At 67.7% G+C, this 20860-nt stretch carries 30 protein-coding genes, 1 other RNA gene and 1 pseudogene; 28 read left to right on the top strand and 4 right to left on the bottom strand.

What is annotated here, in order from left to right; genetic code table 11:
* Positions 1-2 precede the first annotated feature (2 nt).
* The 25 genes from ABZ128_RS09425 to ABZ128_RS09305 all read left to right on the top strand — a co-directional run bounded on the left by ABZ128_RS09425 (position 3) and on the right by ABZ128_RS09305 (position 14348).
* A complete protein-coding gene (locus tag ABZ128_RS09425; protein ID WP_356847140.1) occupies positions 3-368 on the top strand; it encodes a phiSA1p31-related protein in 366 nt (121 codons plus the stop codon).
* Complete coding sequence (locus ABZ128_RS09420; protein ID WP_356847139.1) at positions 368-568, top strand: hypothetical protein; 201 nt, start codon at positions 368-370, stop codon at positions 566-568. The genes ABZ128_RS09425 and ABZ128_RS09420 overlap by 1 nt, the downstream gene beginning before the upstream one ends.
* The gene (locus ABZ128_RS09415) at positions 568-801 is read left to right on the top strand and encodes a hypothetical protein (RefSeq protein ID WP_356847138.1); all 234 of its coding nucleotides are present in this window, start codon (positions 568-570) and stop codon (positions 799-801) included. Before ABZ128_RS09420 ends, ABZ128_RS09415 begins: the two co-directional genes overlap by 1 nt.
* Positions 802-1060: 259 nt before the next feature.
* Positions 1061-1297: a hypothetical protein gene (locus tag ABZ128_RS09410; protein ID WP_356847137.1), complete on the top strand. Its 237-nt coding sequence runs from the start codon at positions 1061-1063 to the stop codon at positions 1295-1297.
* Positions 1290-1697, top strand: coding sequence for a hypothetical protein (locus ABZ128_RS09405; protein ID WP_356847136.1), 408 nt, complete (start codon positions 1290-1292; stop codon positions 1695-1697). The genes ABZ128_RS09410 and ABZ128_RS09405 overlap by 8 nt, the downstream gene beginning before the upstream one ends.
* Positions 1694-2068 carry a hypothetical protein gene (locus tag ABZ128_RS09400; RefSeq protein ID WP_356847135.1) on the top strand — a complete coding sequence of 125 codons (375 nt, stop codon included), beginning with the start codon at positions 1694-1696 and terminating at the stop codon, positions 2066-2068. Before ABZ128_RS09405 ends, ABZ128_RS09400 begins: the two co-directional genes overlap by 4 nt.
* A complete protein-coding gene (locus ABZ128_RS09395) occupies positions 2065-2550 on the top strand; it encodes a hypothetical protein (RefSeq protein WP_356847133.1) in 486 nt (161 codons plus the stop codon). The genes ABZ128_RS09400 and ABZ128_RS09395 overlap by 4 nt, the downstream gene beginning before the upstream one ends.
* A gap of 73 nt (positions 2551-2623) precedes the next feature.
* The gene (locus ABZ128_RS09390) at positions 2624-5113 is read left to right on the top strand and encodes a phage/plasmid primase, P4 family (RefSeq protein ID WP_356847132.1); all 2490 of its coding nucleotides are present in this window, start codon (positions 2624-2626) and stop codon (positions 5111-5113) included.
* Positions 5110-7035, top strand: coding sequence for a DNA polymerase (locus tag ABZ128_RS09385; protein WP_356847131.1), 1926 nt, complete (start codon positions 5110-5112; stop codon positions 7033-7035). The genes ABZ128_RS09390 and ABZ128_RS09385 overlap by 4 nt, the downstream gene beginning before the upstream one ends.
* On the top strand, positions 7032-7409 hold the full coding sequence (locus tag ABZ128_RS09380) for an HNH endonuclease signature motif containing protein (protein ID WP_356847129.1): 378 nt from the start codon (positions 7032-7034) through the stop codon (positions 7407-7409). The genes ABZ128_RS09385 and ABZ128_RS09380 overlap by 4 nt, the downstream gene beginning before the upstream one ends.
* Before the next feature lie 187 nt (positions 7410-7596).
* Positions 7597-8022: a hypothetical protein gene (locus ABZ128_RS09375; protein WP_356847128.1), complete on the top strand. Its 426-nt coding sequence runs from the start codon at positions 7597-7599 to the stop codon at positions 8020-8022.
* A 382-nt stretch (positions 8023-8404) separates the two neighbouring features.
* Positions 8405-9184: a sigma factor gene (locus ABZ128_RS09370; protein ID WP_356847126.1), complete on the top strand. Its 780-nt coding sequence runs from the start codon at positions 8405-8407 to the stop codon at positions 9182-9184.
* Between the two features lie 27 nt (positions 9185-9211).
* Positions 9212-9346, top strand: coding sequence for a hypothetical protein (locus tag ABZ128_RS09365; protein ID WP_356847125.1), 135 nt, complete (start codon positions 9212-9214; stop codon positions 9344-9346).
* Positions 9347-9398: 52 nt separating this feature from the next.
* Positions 9399-9749 carry a hypothetical protein gene (locus ABZ128_RS09360; protein WP_356847124.1) on the top strand — a complete coding sequence of 117 codons (351 nt, stop codon included), beginning with the start codon at positions 9399-9401 and terminating at the stop codon, positions 9747-9749.
* A gap of 365 nt (positions 9750-10114) precedes the next feature.
* Complete coding sequence (locus ABZ128_RS09355) at positions 10115-10546, top strand: hypothetical protein (protein ID WP_356847123.1); 432 nt, start codon at positions 10115-10117, stop codon at positions 10544-10546.
* Positions 10545-10607, top strand: an RNA gene (locus ABZ128_RS09350) — hammerhead ribozyme type II. Before ABZ128_RS09355 ends, ABZ128_RS09350 begins: the two co-directional genes overlap by 2 nt.
* A 713-nt stretch (positions 10608-11320) precedes the next feature.
* Positions 11321-11611, top strand: a complete 291-nt coding sequence (locus ABZ128_RS09345; RefSeq protein ID WP_356847122.1) for a hypothetical protein — start codon at positions 11321-11323, stop codon at positions 11609-11611.
* An 88-nt stretch (positions 11612-11699) separates the two neighbouring features.
* Positions 11700-11957 (top strand): hypothetical protein, encoded by a 258-nt coding sequence (locus tag ABZ128_RS09340; protein WP_356847121.1) that lies wholly within the window; start codon positions 11700-11702, stop codon positions 11955-11957.
* 74 nt (positions 11958-12031) lie between these two features.
* Positions 12032-12220, top strand: a complete 189-nt coding sequence (locus tag ABZ128_RS09335; RefSeq protein ID WP_356847119.1) for a hypothetical protein — start codon at positions 12032-12034, stop codon at positions 12218-12220.
* Between the two features lie 5 nt (positions 12221-12225).
* Complete coding sequence (locus tag ABZ128_RS09330) at positions 12226-12447, top strand: hypothetical protein (protein WP_356847118.1); 222 nt, start codon at positions 12226-12228, stop codon at positions 12445-12447.
* Positions 12432-12608, top strand: a complete 177-nt coding sequence (locus ABZ128_RS09325; RefSeq protein WP_356847117.1) for a hypothetical protein — start codon at positions 12432-12434, stop codon at positions 12606-12608. Before ABZ128_RS09330 ends, ABZ128_RS09325 begins: the two co-directional genes overlap by 16 nt.
* A 92-nt stretch (positions 12609-12700) precedes the next feature.
* On the top strand, positions 12701-12988 hold the full coding sequence (locus tag ABZ128_RS09320) for a hypothetical protein (protein ID WP_356847116.1): 288 nt from the start codon (positions 12701-12703) through the stop codon (positions 12986-12988).
* 81 nt (positions 12989-13069) lie between these two features.
* Positions 13070-13759 carry a DUF2637 domain-containing protein gene (locus ABZ128_RS09315; RefSeq protein WP_356847115.1) on the top strand — a complete coding sequence of 230 codons (690 nt, stop codon included), beginning with the start codon at positions 13070-13072 and terminating at the stop codon, positions 13757-13759.
* Positions 13760-13769: 10 nt separating this feature from the next.
* Positions 13770-14024, top strand: coding sequence for a hypothetical protein (locus ABZ128_RS09310; protein ID WP_356847113.1), 255 nt, complete (start codon positions 13770-13772; stop codon positions 14022-14024).
* A 111-nt stretch (positions 14025-14135) separates the two neighbouring features.
* Positions 14136-14348: a hypothetical protein gene (locus ABZ128_RS09305; protein WP_356847112.1), complete on the top strand. Its 213-nt coding sequence runs from the start codon at positions 14136-14138 to the stop codon at positions 14346-14348.
* 386 nt (positions 14349-14734) lie between these two features.
* Here ABZ128_RS09305 and ABZ128_RS09300 read toward each other — a convergent pair whose 3' ends face one another.
* The 3 genes from ABZ128_RS09300 to ABZ128_RS09290 all read right to left on the bottom strand — a co-directional run bounded on the left by ABZ128_RS09300 (position 14735) and on the right by ABZ128_RS09290 (position 16380).
* Positions 14735-15187 carry a hypothetical protein gene (locus ABZ128_RS09300; protein ID WP_356847111.1) on the bottom strand — a complete coding sequence of 151 codons (453 nt, stop codon included), beginning with the start codon at positions 15185-15187 and terminating at the stop codon, positions 14735-14737.
* 75 nt (positions 15188-15262) lie between these two features.
* Entirely contained in the window at positions 15263-15475 is a 213-nt protein-coding gene (locus ABZ128_RS09295; protein WP_356847110.1) for a DUF397 domain-containing protein, read from the bottom strand.
* Positions 15472-16380: a helix-turn-helix transcriptional regulator gene (locus tag ABZ128_RS09290; protein WP_356847108.1), complete on the bottom strand. Its 909-nt coding sequence runs from the start codon at positions 16378-16380 to the stop codon at positions 15472-15474. Before ABZ128_RS09290 ends, ABZ128_RS09295 begins: the two co-directional genes overlap by 4 nt.
* 982 nt (positions 16381-17362) lie before the next feature.
* On the opposite strand from ABZ128_RS09290, the gene ABZ128_RS09285 reads away from it, so the two are divergent.
* The 3 genes and pseudogenes from ABZ128_RS09285 to mmuM all read left to right on the top strand — a co-directional run bounded on the left by ABZ128_RS09285 (position 17363) and on the right by mmuM (position 19741).
* Entirely contained in the window at positions 17363-17833 is a 471-nt protein-coding gene (locus ABZ128_RS09285) for a hypothetical protein (RefSeq protein ID WP_356847107.1), read from the top strand.
* A gap of 127 nt (positions 17834-17960) precedes the next feature.
* Positions 17961-18788 (top strand): annotated as a pseudogene (locus ABZ128_RS09280) (LLM class F420-dependent oxidoreductase); the annotation flags it as partial.
* A gap of 17 nt (positions 18789-18805) precedes the next feature.
* Positions 18806-19741: a homocysteine S-methyltransferase gene (gene mmuM, locus ABZ128_RS09275; RefSeq protein ID WP_356847105.1), complete on the top strand. Its 936-nt coding sequence runs from the start codon at positions 18806-18808 to the stop codon at positions 19739-19741.
* Here the strand turns inward: mmuM and ABZ128_RS09270 are convergent.
* Complete coding sequence (locus ABZ128_RS09270; protein ID WP_356847104.1) at positions 19720-20700, bottom strand: PASTA domain-containing protein; 981 nt, start codon at positions 20698-20700, stop codon at positions 19720-19722. The genes mmuM and ABZ128_RS09270 overlap by 22 nt on opposite strands.
* Positions 20701-20860 lie beyond the last annotated feature (160 nt).

The raw sequence follows: 20860 nt of genomic DNA, 5'->3' as shown, positions 1-20860 counted from the left end.
ACATGGCGACGGCAGAGTACGAGACGACAACGCGCACGGTGGAGGAGACCCTTGTCGTTCTGAAGCTGACGGAAGACGAGGCTGACGAGCTGTGTGAGATCGTCGGCGCTGCGGACGGCACGAGGCGCGCCGTCGCGATTCTCCAGGCGCTCCAGCGGCCGGAGGCGCCCAAGCCGTCGACGACGTATACCTACCGTGGGGAAACCTACGACATGGGTGCGACGTACCTGGACGACAGCGGAGACCCGTGGATCTTCGGGCTCAACAGTGCGGGGGAGCCGCGGGCCCTGAACGGGTCATGGAGTGTCGGGCGGTCGCTTCAGTACGCCGTCGACGAGTACGGCCCTATGCGGAAGTCGGCGAACTAGTGGGCGCCTTCCTCGTCATCGACGATGCTGTCGCGCCCGCCCTGGGCGACGTCCGCAGCGCGGGCCCCGATGACTGCATCTACATCCGCGCGGCTGCGACGTCGCGGAAGGACTGGCCCCGCTACTGGGAGGCGGCCGGCGTGGCGCTTGCGCGGGGCGCATTCGTGCACGTGATGAACCGAGAGGAGAAGTTGATCTGATGGCTGAGCCGAACGAGGTCTACAGGATTCGCGCGCTCTTCAAGTACACGTATCCGAACGGCGCCCACAGCCGCGAGGAGGTACGGGAGCGTCTGGAATACGACAAGGCGCGCGTCCCTCGGATCGTGGCCGGGTTCAAGGCATTCCGGCGGGTGGAGTCGGTGGAGGTAGAGCGTCTGACGTTCACGAGCGAGTTCGTGCCGGAGCTGTCCCACAACGTGCGGGAGGCCTGATGGCACAACCCATGGAATCCCAGTGCGCCCGCTACCGAGCCTGCCTGAAGTTCAACCCCTACGCCTCAATCGTTCCGGGGCGGGTGCCGACGGTGAAATATCACCCCGGTCTTGGGCGCGCGAAGTCTGCCGTCGCGTACAGCACGTGGGACGGCGCCCGCGGAGGAGAGATCTACGAGCGTACGGCCGACGGGTGGGCGCTGCTGTATCGCGTGGAGTCGGGGACGCCAGCTGAGGAGCTGCCGTGGAAGGGGCGCGCATGACGGTGATCATCGACGGCGAAGAGCACGCGATCACCCCGGCAGTGTGGGAGGTCTTCGAGCGCTGGTACGGAGACAAGGCGTATCGACAAGCCGGCATCGTGGCGGACATCGAAGCGACGGTTCGGGCGCAGGTAGAGGAGGAGCTACGTGCGAAGGCTGTACAGGACTGGCCCGGTATTGGCCTGCTCCTGGAGGACATCGCCGACGTGGTGAGGGGCGGTGTCCGTGGCTAACCCCGCGAAGGCCAAGGGCACCGCGTGGGAGTCCGCCCTCGTCGCCTACCTCCGCGACCACCACAACCCGGCCGCCCGGCGCAACGTTCAGATGGGCGCGAAGGACATCGGGGACATAGACGGCTACTACCTTCACGCCCTGGAGGCGAAGGCGGAGAAGACGATCACGCTCTCGGACTACATCGCGCAGGCCAACAGGGAGGCGATTCACGCTGGCGAGCCCTTCGGCTGTGCGGTCATCAAGCGGCGGATGAGGGGGGCTGCGGACGCGTACGTCGTGCGGGACCTGGCGACGGATGTTCGGCTAATGAACCGGCTGAGGGATATGGAGGACGCGCTCCGGTCGGTGTACTCCGACCTCTGGCGCGACGTCGACGCGAAGCACCGGGAGGCGGCGTGAATTCTTGGCACCACGCGCAGTCGGCCGCCCGTAAGTGGGGCGGTACGCCGGACGACTACCTCCCGATAGAAGAGTTCATCGACAGCTCCAAGCAGATCATCGGCGATGTCCGGCACCGGTCGATGTATCACCACACGGCGGGTGTCTACCTCTGTCAGCGAATTTTCGGCGACACCCTGACGGTCGGGCGAAAGCGGATCCCCGTTCGCCTGATCGCCGAACGGCACATCCTGGAGGATCTCGGCTGGCTCCCATCCCCGACGGACTACATCGCCGGCATGGCCGTCTCGCCGTGGATGTCCGGAGCCCGCCGCAAGACCGTACCGCTATCACACCTGCTGCTTAACACGCCCGAAGGAGTCGCAGCATGACCGGTGCACGGAACTTTCTCGGCATGCCCGTTGAAGGAGACTACTCCGAAGCAAGCACTCGCGTGACTCAGCGGCCGATCGGGGAGCTTCAGCCCGTCGTGCAGGCAGTTCTCGACGATCCCACGATCGTTGAGTTCGGCTGGAAGCAGTACACGCCGTACTTCAACGACGGCGATCCGTGCGAGTTTTCCGCGTACGGGCTATGGGTGCGCACTGACGCGGACGGGGACGTCGAAGACCTCTACGAGCTGGAGGCCGACAGCTCGCATCCCTCCCTCGGACGCCGGCCCTATCAGTGGGAGACCAGGGAGTATCTGCCGTACGAGGGGCCGGACGAGGCACGCTACGAGCGCGTTCAGGCACTCTGCGGCGCAATCGAGGGCGGCGCATTCGAGAACGTCCTGATGGAAGCGTTCGGCGACCACGCACAGGTGACCGTCCGGCGGGAAGGCATCGAGGTGGAGCACTACTCGCACGACTAGCACCACAACCGAACACCGCAACAAGGGGCGCTCTCCGGGGCGCCCCTTCGACATACCCGCGAGAGGAGAGACCTTGCGACTGACCGACATCCTGGCGCGGCTGAAGGGCGTGGAGGAGGATCACGACGGCTACCTTGCCCTCTGCCCGGCGCACAACGACCGCGCGCACCCGTCGCTGAAGCTGACGCTTAAGGGTGACGGCGTACTCCTGATGGTGTGCCGTACCGGGTGCGAGAAGGCAGACATCCTGAAGGCGATCCCGCTGCCCGCCTCCGCCCTCTTCGACGTCGATGGCAAGGGCGCGCGGACCGTCAGCGCGAAGGCGCCGGAGACGATCGGGCCGGCGGAGATTGCCGGGCTGCGGATGTTCGTCGACGAGACGTCAACAGAACTGATGCGGGGGACGTCGCCCGCCGCGACCGATTACCTCATAGCGCGCTTCGGCCTCTCACCGGAGACGGCGGAGGATCTGGGCGTTGGCTACAGCCATCCTGGGGACCGCCCTCAGCCGTGGTTGTCCCGGGGCTTCACCCGATACCCGCGGCTAACTGTGCCTCTGACCGGCTTCGACGGCATCGTTCGTGGACTTCAGGGCCGGGATCTTTCCGGCTCCTGCCCGGCGCGTTGGGTGGGCCTGACGAACGTCGACGGAAAGACGTGGGCGAAGTACGGAGTGATGAGGAGCGGTGCCGGCTTTGACACCGTGCTCGTCTGCGAGGGTCCGTCCGACGCGCTGACGGTCGTGGGCGCCGGATACGACGCGGTGGCCATTCGCGGCGCCGGTCTGGCTCGGAATGCCGCCCTCGTCGCGGAACTTGCGGAGGGGCTGAGGGACCTGGACGTCGTCATCGCGGGTGACCGGGACCGCGCGGGAGCCGGGTTCACCGACTCCCTTGCCGTCGCCCTCGTCCGCGCGGGCGTCATGGTGCGCCGCCTGGAGATCCCGCACGACGGCGACGACCTGACGGACTGGCGCGAGCGGAACCCTGAGGGGTTCCCTGCGGAGCTGCACCGTGCCGTTCGCGCTGCGGCCGTTGTGGAGCTAGTGCAGTCGAAGGCTTCGGAGGAGTCAGCGGCGGTGGAGACCTCAGCCACGGATGCCGCTCTCCAGACGATGACAGAGTCGGCCCGCGGGGCGTTCGACCAGACCGACGCCGGCATAGCGGTCCGCCTGCGCGACTACATGGCGCGCAATGGCGGGGGAGTGCGGTACGCGCAGGGACTCGGCTTCCTTGTCTGGGACGGCACAGTGTGGGCACCCGGGAACGACGAGGTGAAGGCAGCCTTGATTCAGATGGGCGCCGAACTCATTGCGTCGGGCGACGACGGAGCGCGCAAGCTGGCGCTGAAGGCGTTGACGAACCGGGCTATCGAGGACGTCATCAAGGTATTGCCTTCAGTGCCTGGCGTCCCGGCGCGTGCTGGCGATTTCGACGCGGCTCCGGAACTTCTGTCAGTCAAGAACGGGACGATCAACCTGCGGACGGGGCAGATCCACCCGCACTCCCCGGCTGACATGATCACGAAGCGGCTCGACGTCGCGTACCACCCGGACGCCCCGGCGGTGCGGTGGGAGTCCTTCCTTACGGAGGTCTTCCCCAACCACCCGGAGATGCCAGCGTTCATGCGCCGGCTCGTCGGCTATGGCATCACGGGCAGCACCGCGGAACAGTGCTTTGTCTTCATGCACGGCCAGGGGAGCAACGGTAAGAGCGCGCTCCTGGACGCGCTACTGCACGTCTTCAAGGGCGTCACGAAGTCGACAGAGTTCAGCACCTTCGAGCAGCGCACGGCCGTGGGTCAGGCATCCCCGGAGCTTGCCGAGCTCCGTGGGGCAAGGCTCGTGACGGCGAGCGAGACGGAGAAGTACAGCCGCCTGGCGGAGGCTCTCGTCAAGCAACTGACCGGCGGAGACCCCGTTACGGCGCGCAGGCTGTACGGGAACCCCTTTACGTACATCCCCAGCTTCCTCCTCATGGTGGCTGGGAACTACAAGCCGGCGATCCTCAGCCAGGACTTGGGTGTCTGGCGACGCGTAAAGCTGATCCCCTTCGAAGCGACTTTCAAGCGCGGGTCGACGGCGGACACCGACCTTCCGTCCAAGCTCCGGGCGGAGGCGGAGGGCATCCTCGCGTGGGCCGTGCGTGGCGCTCAGGAGTGGTACGCGAACGGGCTCCAGGAGCCGGGATCCGTCGCCACCGCCACGCAGGACTACCGCGAGAGCGAAGACCGTCTAGCGGAGTTCATCGCCGCGCGGCTGGTTCAGGAGTCCGGCGCGCGGGTGGCCCCGATGGCGGTCCGTCGCGCCTACGCGGAGTGGGCGGAGGACGCGGGACTCAGCCGTAAGGAAGTGCTCAGCGGATGGGCGCTTGGCGTGGAGCTGGAGTCCAGGGGGTTCCAGAAAGCCAAGAGGGGCGGCCGGTGGGGCTTCGACGGGATCCGTCTGGCCTCCGACACGGAGGTGCAGGCAGCCCAGCGGGACGCGGAGGAGGTACCCGACGAGGGCCCCGAAACGACCGGGCCGAAAGACATCTTCGGGCAGACAAGAGAGGAGGCAGCGTGAGGCTTTTCCCTTACACCGTCGCGGGCGACGAGACCCTGACGCATGTCCCCGAGACGGCCGCGGATCTCGACGTCTTCCGTCGGTGGGTCGAGCGCAAGGCGGCCGCGGGCGAAATGATCGGTGCGGACACGGAGACGACCGGTCTCGATACGTTCTCTCCGTCGTACGGCCTGCGCACGGTGCAGCTTGGCGACGCCAAGGATGCGTGGGTACTCCAGGTCGAGGGCCGCCCGGAGGTTCAGGACGCCGCACGTTGGGCACTCCTGACGTTGCCTCGTCTCGTCTTCCATAACGCGACGTTCGATCTTCTGGTCTTGGACAGGCATCTGCGTACCCCCCTGGAGGTGCTGGGCCCGAAGTCGACCGATTCGAAGATACTCGCTCACCTGTTCGATCCGCGACCTCGACACGAAGGCGGATACGGACTGCGCCTCAAGGAACTGTGCGCGAAGGACGTAGACCCGTCCGCGCCTGACACTCAAGAGGACCTTGGGGCCGTCTTCCGCAGCATTGGGGCGACGAAGGCGACGGGGTGGCGAGAGATCAGCATCCACCACGCGATCTATCTCCAGTACGCCGGCCTGGACGCCATCCTTGTTAGCCGTCTCCTGCCCGTACTGCGTAAGCGCCTCGCGGAAGCTGGGATCCCCCAACGCCTCGTCGACTTCGAGCACCGCGTAATGCTCGTCTGCGCCCGCATGGAGCGGCGCGGGATGCTTGTGGACCAGGACTACGTCCGCGGCCTCGTCGGACGCCTGGAGGAGGAAGCGGGCCATCACGCGGGCCTGGCGCGGAAGTACGGCGTGACGTCGGTGAATGCGCCGAAGCAGGTCAGCGAAGCTCTGTTGGGCATGGGGGAGACGCTAACCGAGCGCACTGACAGCGGGGCCCTGAAGGTAGACAAGTCGATCTTGCTCGACCTTGCCGACCTTGACCAACACTGGCAGCCGCGCGGGACCAGGACGCCCAACCCTCTGGCGGACGCGGTGCTCCGCTCGAAGCGCGCTGGCAAGTGGGCGACGTCGTACGGCATCGCCATGCGCGACGGCCTGGACGGCGCCGGCCGCATCCACCCGAAGATCAACAGCCTTCAGGCCCGAACGGCACGTATGTCCATCTCGGGGCCACCGCTCCAGCAGCTCCCATCGGGGGACTGGACGATCCGGCGGGCGCTGCTGCCGGACCCTGGGATGCGGATCTTCAGCGTGGACTACGCAGCCGTAGAGATGCGCGTCCTTGCCGCCCTGGCGGACGAGTCGGTCATGAAGCGCGCCATCGCGGAGGGCCGGGACCTCCACGGGTTCACGGCAGAGCTGATCTACGGGCCCGACTACTCGACGTTCCACCGCAAGCTCTGTAAGGGCGTCGGGTTCGGGAAGGTCTACGGCGGAGGAGCGGTAACGCTCTCCCGCCAGACCGGCGCACCGCTCCCAGACGTCAAGAAAGCCATTGCCGCATACGACCGTACGTACCGAGGCATCAAGCGCTATTCGTCCAAGCTTCAGCGGGACGCGCGGGCGGACGGGTTCGTCGTCTGGACCCCCGTTGGCCGGCGCCTTCCGCTGGACCGCGACCGCGTGTACGCCGCAACCAACTACATGGTGCAGAGCACCGCACGCGACGTGCTGTGTCAGGCACTGATCGACATGGATGACAAGGGGCTGACGGACTACCTACTCCTCCCCATCCACGATGAGGCCCTCGGCTGTGCCCCCGACGACATCGCGGAGGACGTGGCGCGGGAGGTCGGACGGGCCATGCACATGGACTTTTTCGGGGTTCCGCTTGATACCGATCCAGAGGTTGGCGGACGCAGCTGGGGGTCCCTCTACATGAAGACGGCAGCCACCATGATCGAGCACGACCCCTGGTACGCGGCACACCCGGAGGAGGCAGCAGCCGCGGAGCTTGCCCGCGCATGACGGTGCCACGCACGGTAACCGCCGTTAACCGTCGGCTGGCTGGAAAACGTCCCGCGATTGCCCGGAGGGTGGGGCGCCCCATGGGCATCATGCCGCCAATGCGGCTCGTCAGTGCTGCTCATGGGCCCTCCCGGGCGGACGTGGTCCAGCTCTGGGAGGAGCTGGAGTGGTGGTCCTGTGCCTACTGTGACGCCGATTTCGGCGGGGCTGTAATACCCGAGGTGGACCACATCACTCCACTTGCGAAGGGCGGACTTCACGAGTGGAGCAACCTTGCGCCGGCGTGCGCGGAGTGCAACCGGCTGAAGTCGGATCGTGACATGGCTGACTGGCTGTCAGTTCTCGCAGGTCAAGAGGCCGGGCGCCCGCAGTGAGGGCCGATCGGCCCGCGGTGTCTCGACGTTGACGATCGTTCACAGATCCTTCATAAGGTCACGATTCGATAACTGCAATATTTGAACGTTGTCCTGTGGCGTACGCCATACGTGCAGGTGAGGCGTGGCGTACGCCATAAGTCATACCCGCTGGCCGGTTTTTCCAATTCATCACAAAGGGGAGCGAATGCAGACAGACGGGACGACGCCTTCCGGCCGCACGGCAATTGCCCGGCCGCGGAGCGTCACCTATCGTTCCGAACACGTCAGCGGACATCGCCTGTCACGACTGGTCAGCCGCCTTCAGGAAGCGGTCGACGAACTGTGTCAGATGTCGGCTGCCTACGACGACGCGCTGACCGCCCGGGGACGTTTTCCGACGGCGGGCCAGGACGAGACCGGACGCTCCGCTACACGCGGCCCCTCTCGCCCGACCGAGGACATAGCACTGGACACAGCGCGTCAGGCGCTGACGGAAGAACTCAAGATCGGCGCTGAGTACCTGCCTACCGCCATTGCGTACGTGCTCGGCGTCACCGCATCCATGGATCGTGCGCTTGCCCACTGGGAAGGTGAGGACGCGTCCGATTTCGTCCCACGGGGGGCCGAATGATCGTCATCACAGGGCCGCAGGGCACAGCGGACGAACGTGGAGATCTAGCCGAGGCGGCCGGCATCTACGGCGCCCTGGTGGTAGGGCAGCACGCCGTCCAGTGGTCGGACGTCACCACCCTGTACCGGCTCCCCGGGTGGGACCTTTGCCCCCGTGCGCTGGCTGACGTGCTGATAGCTGACGCGCTCTGTGTGCCGACGGTTGATCTGACTGTGTAGCTCCGTAAGTGCACTTACGGAAGTGGCCCCCGTGCCTGCGAGGGACGGGGGCTTTTTCATACCCGCTCACGTGTGTGACCCACGCCACAAAACCTCACCTGAACATCTCTCCGGCTCCACCCCATAACCAAGTCACGCCAACCACCCACGAGGAGAACGCGATGATGACGAGCCAGGTTACGGTCACGGACGAGCTGATTCACGCTGCGCAGGCCGGGGACGGTGACGCCATGTGGCAGATCCTGAGCGCCTATGAGTCCGTACTGGTCGGCATCATCCGGTCTGTGGCGCCCGGAGCGAGCAGGGACGACGCGGATGACCTCCTTCAGGAAGCGCGGGCCGTACTGATCCAGCACGTGCGGGACTACAACACCGGCGCCTCGTCGGCGGCGCTCAGCACCTTCGCCTACCGCGCTGTTCGTCGCGCCGTGGCGGAGGAGTGGGTCCGAGCGACGGTCGGCCTGACGATCGAGCCGACTGCCGCTCTCCGCGTCCGCCAGGCCCTCTGGACAACCGAGGGCGACGTAGAGGGGGCGTGGATGCTCGTCAGCACTGACCAGGACTCGCGTAAGTGCATGGCGAGGAGCACCTTCCTGGCCGTCGTGGAAGCCCTGACCGAGACGCGGAGTCTCGACGAGCCGGCCGGAGCCGCCACGGGGCACGACAGCCACGCGGATCTCACCCTCGCCGACACCATCCCCGACGCTTCGAGTGACTTCGAGAGCAGCACCGACCGGCGCGACCTTGCGCGGTGGCTCGTCTCGCAGGTCTCACCGCGTCAGGCACTCGCGCTGCGCGCGTTCTACGGCATGGGCATGGAGCGCCGTCCCGACACGGAGGTCTGCGCGGAGATGGAGATCAAGCCCGTGTCGCTCCGGCGCCTCAGGAACCTGGGCGTGGAGCGCGCCCGCAGCGTCGCTGCCGCCCACGGCATCGGCGCGTAAATCCACTACGAGAACTAGGACCGAATCATGAGCCGACTGCCTTCCCTCGACGCCTACGACGTCCAGGGTGTTCGCCCCGACGAGGCGGCCCTTTGGGGCGACGACGTCACGTACGCGCTGGACGAGCTGACCGATCTTCCCGCAGAGCTCGACGACTTCTGACCCCCTCCGTAAGTGCACTTACGGAGCCACGAAAAGACAACGAGGAGAGACCATGGCCGAGACCTACCGTGCCCAGTGCCGATGGGCGCCGGACGACTACCTGGAGGCCCACCGCGTAGGTGACAGTGTCCACGTCGACGCGTGCGACGAGGACGGCATGAAGGTCTGTGCGTCTCTGACTCCCGTCGACGCCCGCGCCTTCGCCCGCGGCATCCTGACCCTGGCCGACGAGACCGATGGGGGAGAGGCGCAGCCCAACGACGCACCGGCAATAGCCCCGTCGCCGCTCGCCCCGCCCACTCGCCTGGAGCTCCTGGAGACTGCCCGACAGCTCGCCCCCGAGGCCGATGCTCACAACCTTCTGAGGATCGCCACGTACCTGGAGGGGAGCGGACCCTCGTAGAGCAGCAGGGGTTGTGGCGTACGCCATAACTGTGCCACTATGGAGTCACGCCAGGGGCTCACGCGGAGTCCGGCAAGGGGAGGTCTCCAATGTGGGTTCAGCCGGAGTGTGGACAGTGCAGCGCCGTCGCGACCTACGCGCAGCTGACGCCGACGGTCTTCCACTGCACCAATAACGACTGTGACCACGAGGTCACGATTCCGGACTTCGTCGCCATAACGGACTGGAAAGTTGAGGACGGCATCCTCAGCGTCTTCGACCCGTCGCTCTAACCGCACCACCCGCCCCGGCCAAGCCGCGACGGTGCCGGATCGAATCCGGCCCGGGGCACTCGAACCGTCTACGAAGCCAAACAGGGAGACACCATGAGCATCACCGCCGGGTCGCACGTAGTCGGGCACATCGTGAACCAGGGGCGGCGCGTGGAGTTCACGGGGACCGTAACGAGCATCTACCCGATCGGGGGCCTCCCGGCCGCTCTCGTCGCTTGCGACGACGGGCACGAGCGCACCGCTCTCGTGGACAACGTGGAGGAGATCAAGGCGGCCCCCAAGCTCACCGAGAACATGGTGAGGACGCTGAAGAATCTCGTCCACCACGAGACCGTCAGTGCCGAAGGTACCCGGGCGATGAACGCGAAGGGGTGCACCTACCCCGCCCTGAAAGCGCTGGTCCGCCGGGGACTGGCGGAGGTCGTAGGCGGCGGAAAGACGCTCCCGCGCTTCGGGGGAGGCACCTACGAGCCGCAGGTGTATCGGGCCACCGCCGAGGGGCGTCGGGTCCAAGACCTCATCTAGCCGAAACGCCCTCCGGGGCGTCCGCGGGTGTGGCCTCCCCGCGCTGATGAGGCAGGCCGTAGGAGGAATGATGCTGAAGTTTCTGAAGGTCCGACGGGCAGCCGCGAAGCTCACACAAGCATGCCCCGATGTCACCCCCGATGACGCCCGGGATCGTGCTCGTCGGCTTCTGACGGCATACCCGGCACTGCCCTCGAACGTCGCGGCGGACGAACTTGTCCGAGGTGAACGGGTGTCACGCGCATTCCTTGAATGGGTTGGACTCCTTCGGTAACGCCCGCCCCGCGACGGCAGCCCTCCGACCTCCCCCGGCGGGCGCGCGGTTCGAATCCGCGGCGGGGCACTCGAAGCACACAGAGGAGAGATGATGACCAGCAACGGACTCTGTTACGCGGGACTGGCGGCCACCTGGCTGGCCATCGCAATAGGGCTCATCGGGGCTCACGGCGTGGGCAACCCCGCGGTGCCGGTTGCGGCATTGCTCTTTCTGCTCGCGTCTTGGATCTGCTTCGCGGCGAGTTGTTGGAAGTTGACGGCTGAGAAGCGCGCCAAGTAGCAACGTCGGCCCCGGGACGGTCCAGCCGTACGAGCGTCGTAGCTCACCCGGGGCACTCGAAGCACCACCCATCTTCGAAGGGACATGCCATGTCCTCACACCCGCTCCGTCTCGGCGACCGCGTGACGGTCACTTCCACTCCATGCGGCCGTTTCGACGGATTCCGCGGCCGGCTCCGGGCCGTCGACTGGCAGTCGGATCTGCTGGAGCCGTATCACGTGAGCGACGGACGCGGACGCTGCGTCTGGGCGTCGACGGTGCGGCGCAGCCGGCTTCAGTACCCCGAACTTCCGTACCGCGCTTTCGCCGTGTGCGCGTCCCTCGTGGTCGTCTCCATCGCCGCTCTCGTCGGCTACGGCCGGTACGAGACAAAGACCGAGCCGATGCAGCCGACGCCGTGGGTCGTCGAGTACGGGCCGACGGAGCTCATTGCGCCGTACCTTCCGCCGGAGGAGCGTGCGGGGCACACGGACCGGATGGGGGAGCGGGCGGATTTCTTCCGCCAATGAGTTGTGGCGTACGCCATAACTGTGTCACCATCGAGTCGCGCAAGGAGCACACGGAAAACTCAACAGAGGAGCGGGCATGAAGGTCAGCATGAGCACGATAGCCACGAGCAACCGGGCCAACGGCTGGAACATGGTCCGGGTGGGCGAGGAGTGGCGACTCCGTCGAAGCCCGTCCACCTACCTGGACTACCCGGAGATGTGGACTGGGTTCGTGTGGCCCACGGCCGACGAGGACTCTGACGCGGAGTGGCGTTACGAGATCCGAAGCAGCTACAGCGGGGCCGTTCTGGAGGCGGGTGAGGGGAACCTCCGCACCGCATTCCAGTTCGTCAACGCAAAGCGCTGACACCACAGGGGCCCCTGCGAATTGCGGACGCAGGGGCCTCGCTCGTTTCGCCAATCACTCACATAGGAGAGACCGTGAAGTACGAGGAGAAGTACGTCATCCGATACATCGACGGCGCCGGCGATGTGATGGATACCGAGCACCCCGACGAGGCCGCAGCAATTCGGGCGTTCGACGAGGCCGCCAAGAACATGCCGTCCAGGAGTCGCGTCGAACTACGACGGCACATGACGCTGACAGTCGCCACGGCAGCGAAGGCGTGATGACCATGAGCGTCCTCAAGGAAGTCCCCACCGTCGCCTACAAGATCCGACGCCACGACGTGTTCACCCGTCACGGCCGCGAGTGGATGGCCGCGCAGGAAGCGGCGTGGGCCGGCCCCGACGACGTCCGCATCCCGACGGTGGGCGGGGGAGTGGTCATCCTCCCGCGGGAGACGCCCGTCACCGTCCGCCGACCCCTTCCGGAGGTCCCGTGCGCTACCGCGTGACGTTCGAGAGCGGTGCGTGGGCACTCGTCGACATCGAGGGCTACTGGCGCCTGTTACGCCAGGCCGGGGAGCGAGGTTGGGCCCTGACGCAGGTTCGAGCCGGCCACGTCGTCACCCTTCCGTCGGGCGCCCTGGTGGCGATGCTGCGGGAGGGTCCGTAAGTGCACTCACGGAAGTGGGCGGAAGGGTTGTGGCGTACGCCATAACTGTGCCACTATGGAGTCACGCAAGGGGCTTACGAAAGGGGACGGAAATGCGCATCATCGACGCCGTGGAGGTTGACGAGGTAGCTGTCGCGTGGAGTCTGCCGGCCCTCATCGGCTGGAATCGTGGCGGTCAGTCGCTCCGGACGCCTGAACTGCACGTATGTGCGGTTTGCTTCGGGCAGACGGAGCGCACGTTCGACGCCACCACGGACACTCACCACATCCTGAACCGCTCCAGCAACCCGTGCGGCGCTGGTCTCTGCGTGAAGTGCTGGAGCCGCCTCGTCCGCACCAACGACAACGCCCCGTGCGGTACGCCGGAGTGCTGCGGCTGATCAGTTAAACAACGGAGCCCCTGCGAATTGCGGACGCAGGGGCTCTACCCATGTACGAACACTGCACACGAACGAGGAGACATGAGAGCCCAACTGCGCCGCCTGCGCGACGTCGATCCGATCCTGATTCAGGCAGTCATTGCAGCCGCTATCTCCTTCCGCCACATCCACGACGTGGCGGAGGCTGCGGGACAGGGAGGATGGATGGCGTGGGCCTACCCGGTAAGCGTCGATCTGCTCCTGGTCATGGCGTGGCAGATGATCCGCCGGGCGAAGGCGACCGGCGCGCCCGCGCGCGGGCCCTGGTTCTGGTTCACGCTCTCCCTGGCGGCGTCCCTTGGCGCGAACGTCGCGACGGCCGGCGTGCTGAACATGGAAGCGCTGCCCGTCTGGCTTCGCATCGCCGTCGCAGGATGGCCGGTGCTCGCGTTCTTCGGCGGGTCTCTGCTGCTCCATGCCCGCAAGGCGACGTCGACACCGGACGAGGCGGCCGAAGCTGCCCCCGCGGAGCCGCCGACGTCCGCTGAGGAGCCGCGCGAGGCACTGACGGAGGAAGAGCCCACGCGACCCCTGGAAGAGCCGGAGACGGTCATTTTTCGGACGTACGCGGAGGTTGCCGCTGAACTCGGGGTGGCTGTCGAAACCGTCCGCGGCTGGGCGTCGCAGGGGCACATCACAAAGTACCCGGGGTATGGGCCGCGGGATGTCCTGGTGGACCTGGCAGAGTGCACAAAGCGGCACCACAGCATCCGCCGCACCGTCGGCGTGTGAGGGAGACGGCATGGACACATACGAAGAGGACGAAGCGCGGGGCGTGCTGGAGTCGTCACTCCCCGGTGGCTACATCGTCAGCGACATGGGGATGACGCTGGCTGAGGATGCTCTGGACCGCTATCGCGATGCGGTGGAGGCACGCGTGCGCCGTGCAGTTGCCGCGGAACTGGAGTCATTGCCGACGACGAACAACGTCGCAGACTGGTGCACGAACATCAACCGTCGTCAAGCCATCGAGACGGCCCGCAGCGGCCGGAACTAGCAACGAAGAGCCCCCGTCGGACACCCGGCGGGGGCTTTTTGCGTTTGCGGACCGTCACCCGAACGGCGGCCCCGCCTCGTCGGCAGGCACCGCGCGCCCCACCCTGGACCCATGAGCCCCCGCATAGTCGTCCACCCGCCCGACGCAACTGGCGGCCGGCGCGTGCACGTCGACGCGGAGATACTCGGCCGGGCGACGAGCCTCCGTGACGTCGCGGAATTCCTACGGCGGGCCGGCCTGGAGCTGGAGCCGGAGGAAGCTGCGGTCTTCCCCCTCATCGAATGGCGCGGGGGCGGCCCCGACGTCTGGCAGGCCACGGAGTAATCCGTAAGAGTGACTGCGAATCCGCGGACCGCCGTGCCATGATGAGGACGTCCCTCAGGGGACTTGCTCCCCGCACTAGCGGGGTTGATCCACGTGCATGCTCGCCATGCCGATGCTCCTCGCACCTGCGGGGATGACCCTGTTGACGAGCTCGATCAGGGCGCGTTAATGGACTGCTCCCCGCAGCCAGCGGGGATGAACCGCGTTACGAGCACAGCAGTGCTCTTCCCTGCACTTGCGGGGATGAACCGTGACCTGACTTCGCTCTAACTGTCAGGTAGTTCCCCGCGTGCGCGGGGATGAACCATGATCCGTCTTTGCCCTGAGCTACAGGCGGTTCCCCGCGTGTGCGGGGATGGAGTGGGCCCCTCACTGAGGGGCCTTTCTCATGTCTGGCGCCAAAGGCCCGCCACGAGGTGGGCGACCTCCGCAGCAAACGCAGGGTCCTGCGGCTCGGCCACCGCATCGCGCACATGCTCGAACCCGTCGTCGGCGGACACAGACTCTTCATGGCAGTCATCCCACGCGCCCAAGATCCGATCGGCATCCTTATGTCCGCGGTCCGTGGCGTCAACCAACATTTCTAGCGCCTCCCCTGGCCGGCCGGTACGCAGGCAGACGAGGGCCAGGCGGAAAAAGGCGCCGGGGTGCCCAGCCTCCGCAGCTCGTGTCAGCCACGACTCGGCCTCAATGTTTCGGCCGCTGGCTAAGAAGCGGCCACCCATCAGATAGCGGCTCGTCGAGGTGACACCGCCTCGCCATGGGCCGTCAGGGCGTCCCCACACGTCCCATCCAACGGACCGCCACAGGGCGCCCGCCTCGTCCTCTTCCTCCGCCATGTCCCCTCCTCCGGGCACAGCAACGCCCGCCCCCCAAGCGCGTCGGGAGCGGGCGCCGCGGGTCAGTCTGTTCGGTTAGAGCGCGCCGGCCTTCACGGCGTCGACGAAGGCGCCCCAGATGGAGTCAGCGAAGACGACGGCGGGGCCCGTCGGGGCCTTCGAATCACGGACGGGGACGACGCCGACGAGCTGTCCGGCGGCCGTCTCGATGCAGTTGTTCCCGCCGTCGCTGTAGCTGGACTTCGTCCACGTCAGACCGTGGGCAGACGCGTTGCGGAGAGTGGTCATGTGTACTCCTGCTTGATTCTTGCGGTGAGGTCGGCCGATTTGTCGAACGGCAACGCGTGCGCCCGGAGATGCTCAAACGCGCTGCCATAGACCGACACGTCGGCGGCATCCTCAACATACAGAGCGCTTGCCAGGTGCTCCACGAGGACGACGTCAAGATCGGCGCTCTCGGGGAAGCTCAGGGCCGTGAACGCGCCTGCCATGCCGGGATGCGGGGGAGCATCCTGCGGAATGATCTGTATCGAGACGTGAGGAAGCTCCATGCGGTCGAGCAGCCGTTGACACTGCTCCCGCATCACCGTGGGGTCCGCCGTAGGCGTGCGGAGCGCCGCCTCATGGATGATCGCCCACACCTCCAGCGGCTCCGGTCGCGACAGCACCGACTGACGGGCCATGCGGACTTCAACAAGAGCGTTCACCTGATCCGGTGTCGCGGTCATGTTGATGGCCGAAATGGACGCGCGGGCGTAGGCGGCCGTCTGGAGAAGCCCGGGAACCAAGAGTGTCTGGTAGCTCCTAAGGCTTTTCGCGTCCGCCTCCAGACTGATCAGCTCCGCGTACGCAGGCGAGATGATGTCTCGGTACGTCTGCCACCATCCGCGGCGGGAACCTCCGGCTGCCAGTGCGTGGAGCACTTCACGCTTGGCCATGTCGTCCACGCCGTAGATGTCCAGCAGTGCGTCCAGGACGTCAGCTTTGATGCCCAGCCGGCCGCCCTCGATCCGGGACAGTCGCGGCTGGTCGATATCGCGTCCGACGCGCCGACGTGTGCCAGCGCGCTCGTCCCTCTGCTGAAGGATCTCCAGGACGCGCCCAACCACGTCGTCGCCCTTCAGACCGGACCGCTCCCGCAGACCCCGCAACTCCGCGCCAAGACGGCGCTGACGTACTGACGGAGCGCTCATGTTCCACCTCCTCACCCCGCCGCATCCGGCGAGTACCCGAATGCTGGCACAGTGCAGCCCACTTGGGGGCCGGATTGCATTTATGTCTTCCGCGTCGACATAGTTGCGCTGAGGCTCCGTCAGTGCCACGCTGAGATTGCAACACAGCGAGTAGCCACCTGATCGCGGTGAGGGGCGAAGTGTGTCCTACGAGATAAATGCGCCAGTGATTGCCAGTGTGGACCGGCTCTTTACGTCGGTACCCAAGCCCGATCCGAACTGTGACGTGTGCGCCGCTTGCTTCCGGCAGTGGCAGCGGTGCAAGGACCCCCGCTCTCCGGAGTTCGACCAGAGCCGGGCGTCAGATCTGGCTGTCGAAATCCGTCAGCACCCGCACAGGGGGCGACCGTGAGCTTCGACGGATACCGCTTCAGCGCCGAGTATCTGACGGAGCTACAAGCGGCAGTCGCGGAGGCGCTGGACGTCGGCAGACAGACAGAGTTCATCCACGCTGCGGATGAACGCGCTACCGCCCTCGCTGCGGCCCTCGAAGGGCCCGCAGGGCACCCCACAGACCCGCCCCCGTCCGTTTAGGCGAACGGGCGGCGGAGGGGCGGCAGGGACCCCGCAGGGGTGAGGCTCGGCAGGGTCTCTGTCCGCTCCCCAGACTCCGCCCCCGCTGGGCTGATCCACCTCAAGCCGCCATGGCGAGGTAAGGACCCCGGCGGGGACGGGCACGGAGCCCACTCACGTGAGTGGGCTAGCACCACCAGTCATGCACCACCCATCGAGAGAAGGGCAAGGCACATGTACCGAGTGGCACCGCAGTGGATCGTCAAGGGTGACGAGGACCAGGGGAACAAGGACATCGAGTCGGGCGACGGAGGCGGCTCCAACCCGACCCACGGGTGTGGCGACAACTAACCGCCGCCGCTAGTCAGTGATCAAGGCCCCGCCCTGGCAGGATCAGGGCGGGGCTGTCCCATGGGTGAGGAGAGGCGCAATGGCACGAGAGATGACGGGGGAGGGGCGGGTAACGCTCTTCCCTCTGCTGCACATGTGGCCTGACGTGTATGGAGTCGGGGCGTACGCGTCCGCCGGCCACTTCGGTACGACGGCGATCGTCGGGTACATCCCTATCCCGGAGGTGCCGGACGTCAGTTGGCTCGACGTGGCCGCGCGACACCTTCCCGCCAACGCGGACCCTGCCCAGCGGGCGGACTGGATCCTGTGCACGGCGTGGAGCGCCCGCACGGTGCCGAAGCCGGGGTCCATGAACCTTCCGTCGGTCGCGTGGCATCTGGAGATCGACGCGCGCGCGGAGCCCCGCGGGAACGGGGGGAACATGTACGGCCACGGCAGCTTGTTGGTCGGCCGCATGACCCTCGTCGACGGTGTGGACGACACGGGCCAGCCGAAGCCCGACGAGGTACTCATGAAGCAAGCGCGGGAGCTGCTGCCGGTACTGGCGTAGCGAAGACGAGCCCCGGTCACCTATGTGGCCGGGGCTTTGCCATGTCCCCAAGAGGGGCGGACACTTGACTCTGACGGCGTTACCGCAGGTCAAGGGAGTGATACGCTATGGGTAGCAAGGAGACCGGTTCTTCCGCTCCGACCACTACCTCCGGATGGGTTCGGCGGACGGCCTGCCCGGCCCCACCGACGCCTGGATCACCCTCGCCGGCCTCGCCCGCGAGACGAGCCGGATCCGGCTCGGCACGCTGATGACCGCCGGTACCTTCCGCCTGCCGGGCGTACTCGCCATCCAGGTGGCACAGGTCGACCAGATGTCCGGTGGCCGGGTCGAACTGGGGCTGGGCGCAGGCTGGTTCGAGGAGGAGCACAAGGCATACGGGATCCCCTTCCCGGCCGAGCGGATGGCCAGGCTGGAGGAGCAGCTGGCCATCGTCACCGGGCTGTGGGCGACCGCCCCCGGCGCCACCTTCGACTACACCGGCGCCCACTACCGCGTGGAGAACTCCCCGGCCCTGCCCAAACCGGCCCAGGCCAAGGTGCCCGTGCTCATCGGCGGCCACGGCGCCAAGCGCACCCCGCGCCTCGCCGCCCGCTACGCCGACGAGTTCAACATGCCCTTCGCGTCGATCGCCGACAGCGCCCGGCAGTTCGACCGGGTCCGCCGGGCGGCCGAGGAGGCCGGGCGCAAGCCCGACGCGCTCGTCTACTCCAACGCCCTCGTCGTCTGCGTCGGCAAGGACGACGCCGAGGTCGCCCGCCGGGCCGCCGCCATCGGGCGGGACGTGGACGAGCTCAAGGCCAACGGCCTGGCCGGCTCCCCCGCACAGGTCGTCGAGAAGATCGGCACCTACGAGGCCATCGGCTGCTCCCGCGTCTATCTCCAACTGCTCGATCTCGACGACCTGGACCACCTGGAGCTGATCTCGGCCCAGGTGCTGTCCCAGCTCGGCTGAGAGAGGACGGGAAACCGATGCCCCGGGCATCCGGCCCGCTCGCCGAGGCCCTCGCCCACCGGGTCGTCCTCCTGGACGGCGGGCTGAGCAACCAGCTCACCGACCAGGGATGCGACCTGTCCGGCGGCCTCTGGTCGGGCCGGGTGCTCGCCGAGCGGCCCGAGCAGGTGGAGGCCGCCCACACCGCGTACGTGCAGGCCGGCGCCGAGGTGCTGATCACCGCGAGCTACCAGGTCGGGTACGAGGCCTTCGCCGCCCACGGCCACGACCGGGCCGCGACCACCGCCCTGCTGCGCCGCAGCGTGGACCTCGCGGACCGGGCGGCGCAGGCGGCGGACCACGAGGTGTGGGTGGCCGCCTCCGTCGGCCCGTACGGGGCGGTGCTCGCGGACGGGTCCGAGTACCGCGGCCGGTACGGCCTGAGCGTGCGGGAGCTGGCGGACTTCCACCGCCCCCGGATCGAGGCCCTGCTCGCCGCGGGCCCGGACGTCCTGGCCCTGGAGACCATCCCCGACCCCGACGAGGCCGAGGCACTGCTCACCGTCCTCGCCGAGACCGGTGCGCCCGCCTGGCTGAGCCATACGGTGGCCGGCCCCCGCACCCGCTCCGGACAGCCGGTGGCCGAGGCCTTCGCCCTCGCCGCCGACGCCCCGCAGATCATCGCCCTCGGCGTCAACTGCTGTGACCCCGCGGACGTCCTGCCCGCCCTGCAGGCCGCCGCGTCGGTGACGGCCACACCGCTGCTGGCCTATCCCAACGACGGCTCCGTCTGGGACGCCGCCACGCAGACCTGGGAGCCCCCGCACGACCCGGCCCCCTGGCCCACGACGGCATGGCAGGAAGCGGGCGCCCGGCTCATCGGCGGCTGCTGCCGCGTCGGCCCGCCGCGCATCGCCGCACTCGCCCGGGACCTGCCGCAGGGCGGGAGCCCTCAGCGCCGCCAGCGGTCCTGACCGGGCCCCTTGCAGGTGTAGACGCCGCCGTTCTTCCCGATGCCGGTCGCCCCGGGCGTGGAGCAGAACGCCCCCGGGGTGACGGTCCCGCTCCCTGCGCCTCCCGTGCCCGACCCGCCGGAGGAGGACCCGCCCGACGACGAACTGCCGGAGTCGTCGTCCGTATGCGTCGGCGTCGACGTCGGCGTCGGCGCCGGCGCGGGCTTGGGATGGAGTTCGGTGTTCGGCGTGCCCGGGCAGCCGGTTCCCGGCGCGGTGAGCCCCAGGCGGGCCGAGGCGCCCTTGGGCTCCCTCACCTCCTTGCCCTTCTCGGGCTCCTGGAAGCAGACGACCCAGTCCGCCACGGCGGCGGGCAGCACGACGTCCGTATACGCGCTGTACGGTTCGGTCTTCTGGAAGCCGATCGGCCCGAGCGTCTCGGACGCCTTGGCGAAGGTCAGGCCGACGACCTCGGGCATCCTCGGGTACGGGACCGGCTCCCCGTCCCTGGCGGGACACGGGGCGTCGCTGCGGACCACACCGAAGTCGAGCGCGGGCACCGCACCGGCCTGCCGGGTCACCAGCGCCTGGAAGCAGACCTTCCAGTCGGCTTCGGCCAGTTGGGCCGCGTCCCCCTCGGAGGCGTCGTGGGAGACGGCGTCGAACCCGGCGGCGGACGCCGCGGCCTTCGCCTCCTTCAGGTTCCGCCCGACGAGCCCGGGCGGCCCGGAGGGCCGGGGACTGGCACCGGGCGAAGCGGATGCGAGGGCGGCGGGCCCGGCGTCGGCCTTCGCCTTCCCGGGCGGATCGCCGAGGAAGGGGGTGAGGAACCACAGCCCCGCGAGGACCGTCGCGACGATCTTCTTGCCGCGGCCCCACGGGCTCGTCCAGGCGAGCGCGATACCGGCGGGCGGGATCAGGACCAGCAGGGCGATGATCAGGGCGGGGTGCTGCCACCAGCGCCGCCCGGATGCGGGCACGGGTGGGTAGGGCTGCGGCGGGTACACGGAGGAGGCCCTCCCGGGGCACGGGGAACGCGGTCGAACGACGTCGTTCCGCGGACGGTACAGCCCCGGGCACACCGGCGGCGGGCACTTGACCGGATCGGATCCCGGGGCGCGCGGCAGAGCCGGGGCGGGC

Origin of the sequence: Streptomyces sp. NPDC006326, assembly GCF_040612915.1 — a bacterium.
In the GTDB taxonomy this organism is placed as follows: Bacteria; Actinomycetota; Actinomycetes; order Streptomycetales; family Streptomycetaceae; genus Streptomyces.
Note: the sequence above shows the minus strand (reverse complement) of the source record. Positions and strands in the feature narration are given on the sequence as shown.

Excerpts from the sequence above, each read along its gene's own strand:
- ABZ128_RS09305 (WP_356847112.1), top strand. The coding sequence starts at position 14,136 with ATGAGCCCCCGCATAGTCGTCCACCCGCCCGACGCAACTGGCGGCCGG.
- ABZ128_RS09380 (WP_356847129.1), top strand. The coding sequence starts at position 7,032 with ATGACGGTGCCACGCACGGTAACCGCCGTTAACCGTCGGCTGGCTGGA.
- ABZ128_RS09355 (WP_356847123.1), top strand. The coding sequence starts at position 10,115 with ATGAGCATCACCGCCGGGTCGCACGTAGTCGGGCACATCGTGAACCAG.
- ABZ128_RS09285 (WP_356847107.1), top strand. The coding sequence starts at position 17,363 with ATGGCACGAGAGATGACGGGGGAGGGGCGGGTAACGCTCTTCCCTCTG.
- ABZ128_RS09295 (WP_356847110.1), bottom strand. The coding sequence starts at position 15,475 with ATGACCACTCTCCGCAACGCGTCTGCCCACGGTCTGACGTGGACGAAG.
- ABZ128_RS09290 (WP_356847108.1), bottom strand. The coding sequence starts at position 16,380 with ATGAGCGCTCCGTCAGTACGTCAGCGCCGTCTTGGCGCGGAGTTGCGG.
- ABZ128_RS09310 (WP_356847113.1), top strand. The coding sequence starts at position 13,770 with ATGGACACATACGAAGAGGACGAAGCGCGGGGCGTGCTGGAGTCGTCA.
- mmuM (WP_356847105.1), top strand. The coding sequence starts at position 18,806 with ATGCCCCGGGCATCCGGCCCGCTCGCCGAGGCCCTCGCCCACCGGGTC.
- ABZ128_RS09330 (WP_356847118.1), top strand. The coding sequence starts at position 12,226 with ATGAGCGTCCTCAAGGAAGTCCCCACCGTCGCCTACAAGATCCGACGC.
- ABZ128_RS09340 (WP_356847121.1), top strand. The coding sequence starts at position 11,700 with ATGAGCACGATAGCCACGAGCAACCGGGCCAACGGCTGGAACATGGTC.
- ABZ128_RS09395 (WP_356847133.1), top strand. The coding sequence starts at position 2,065 with ATGACCGGTGCACGGAACTTTCTCGGCATGCCCGTTGAAGGAGACTAC.
- ABZ128_RS09320 (WP_356847116.1), top strand. The coding sequence starts at position 12,701 with ATGCGCATCATCGACGCCGTGGAGGTTGACGAGGTAGCTGTCGCGTGG.
- ABZ128_RS09365 (WP_356847125.1), top strand. The coding sequence starts at position 9,212 with ATGAGCCGACTGCCTTCCCTCGACGCCTACGACGTCCAGGGTGTTCGC.
- ABZ128_RS09370 (WP_356847126.1), top strand. The coding sequence starts at position 8,405 with ATGACGAGCCAGGTTACGGTCACGGACGAGCTGATTCACGCTGCGCAG.
- ABZ128_RS09300 (WP_356847111.1), bottom strand. The coding sequence starts at position 15,187 with ATGGCGGAGGAAGAGGACGAGGCGGGCGCCCTGTGGCGGTCCGTTGGA.
- ABZ128_RS09315 (WP_356847115.1), top strand. The coding sequence starts at position 13,070 with ATGAGAGCCCAACTGCGCCGCCTGCGCGACGTCGATCCGATCCTGATT.
- ABZ128_RS09415 (WP_356847138.1), top strand. The coding sequence starts at position 568 with ATGGCTGAGCCGAACGAGGTCTACAGGATTCGCGCGCTCTTCAAGTAC.
- ABZ128_RS09425 (WP_356847140.1), top strand. The coding sequence starts at position 3 with ATGGCGACGGCAGAGTACGAGACGACAACGCGCACGGTGGAGGAGACC.
- ABZ128_RS09360 (WP_356847124.1), top strand. The coding sequence starts at position 9,399 with ATGGCCGAGACCTACCGTGCCCAGTGCCGATGGGCGCCGGACGACTAC.
- ABZ128_RS09410 (WP_356847137.1), top strand. The coding sequence starts at position 1,061 with ATGACGGTGATCATCGACGGCGAAGAGCACGCGATCACCCCGGCAGTG.
- ABZ128_RS09375 (WP_356847128.1), top strand. The coding sequence starts at position 7,597 with ATGCAGACAGACGGGACGACGCCTTCCGGCCGCACGGCAATTGCCCGG.